Source organism: Aquabacterium sp. (genome assembly GCF_030652515.1).
In the GTDB taxonomy this organism is placed as follows: domain Bacteria; phylum Pseudomonadota; class Gammaproteobacteria; order Burkholderiales; family Burkholderiaceae_C; genus Aquabacterium.
In genome coordinates, this window is the sequence record NZ_JAUSAR010000186.1 from 1 (window position 1) to 1,317 (window position 1,317).

Here is a 1,317-nt window from a genome sequence, read left to right on the forward strand (position 1 = left end):
GGGATGCCCCGACTGACACCTTCGCACAACTCACCACCATCCAGGGCGCCCGTATCCTGCTGGTGGAGGACAACGATCTCAACCAGGAAGTGGCAACCGAACTGCTGCGCGATGCCGGCTTCATTGTCGATCTGGCCGAGAACGGCCAGATCGCCCTGAATAAGGTCAAAGTTGCCGATTACGACCTCGTGCTCATGGATATGCAGATGCCGGTGATGGATGGTGTGACGGCAACCCTGGAGATCCGCAAGGAGGCGCGCCTCAAGGACCTTCCGGTGGTGGCGATGACCGCCAATGTCATGCAGGGCGATCGTGACCGCTGCATGGCGGCGGGCATGAACGATCACGTGGCCAAGCCGATCGAGCCCGAAATCTTGTGGACGGCGCTGCTGAAATGGATCAAACCGCAACAATCGACAACCGCCACGGTAGAGGAGAAGCCGCAGGTGGTGCTTGATGTCGATCTGCCGTCCGGCATCAAGGGGATTGATATGGCCGAGGGCCTGCGGCGGGTGCTTGGTAAGAAGACGCTCTATCTGTCGATGCTGCGCATGTTCGTAGCCGGGCAGAAAACCGTCGTGACGGAAATCCTTAAAGCGCTGGATGGTGATTCCTGGAATACTGCGGAGCGGCTTGCCCATACCCTCAAGGGTGTTTCCGGTACCATCGGCGCCACTGATTTACAGCAACTGGCGGAAAGGCTTGAGGGCGAGATCAGGCAACGAAGTCCGCGCGAGGAGATCGATGCCCGGATCGACGAGTTGAAGATGCTGCTTGAAGATCTTATCACCCAACTGGAACAGCAACTGCCGGAGGAAGGGGCCAAGACGGCGGTTACGGTCCTTCCGGCACAACTCAAGGCTGTCTGTGCCAAGCTGGAGGCAATGCTGGCCGATGATGACGCGGAGGCGGTTGATGTGCTGGAAGCGAATGCGGGGCTGCTAGATGCGGCCTTTCCCAGCCACTATCGCCAGATTGATGACAATATGCGAATATTCGACTTCGAGGCGGCGCTCGCAGCGTTGCGGGCTGCCACCGGGACATCGGTCTGATTATGGATGAACTTGATTTCAGCGAAAGGGCCACGATCCTGGTCGTCGACGACACGCCGGAAAACCTGACCCTGATGAGCAGTCTGCTCAAGGACGACTATAAGGTGAAGGTTGCTAATAATGGCGAGAAGGCGCTGCAGATTGCGGCCTCAGACTCGCCACCGAACCTGATCCTGCTTGATATCATGATGCCTGGCATGGATGGTTATGAGGTGTGTCGGCGACTCAAAGGCGACCCTGTCACTGCAGATATTCCGGTGATCTT

At 57.9% G+C, this 1,317-nt stretch carries 2 protein-coding genes; both read left to right on the top strand.

Annotation, left to right across the window (positions count from 1 at the left end):
* Window positions 1-1,052: response regulator (locus tag Q7V20_RS20935; RefSeq protein WP_304795578.1), on the top strand; the 1,052-nt coding region annotated here is incomplete at its 5' end.
* A gap of 2 nt (window positions 1,053-1,054) precedes the next feature.
* Window positions 1,055-1,317 (top strand): response regulator (locus Q7V20_RS20940; RefSeq protein ID WP_304795580.1); only part of this gene is annotated, 263 nt, incomplete at its 3' end.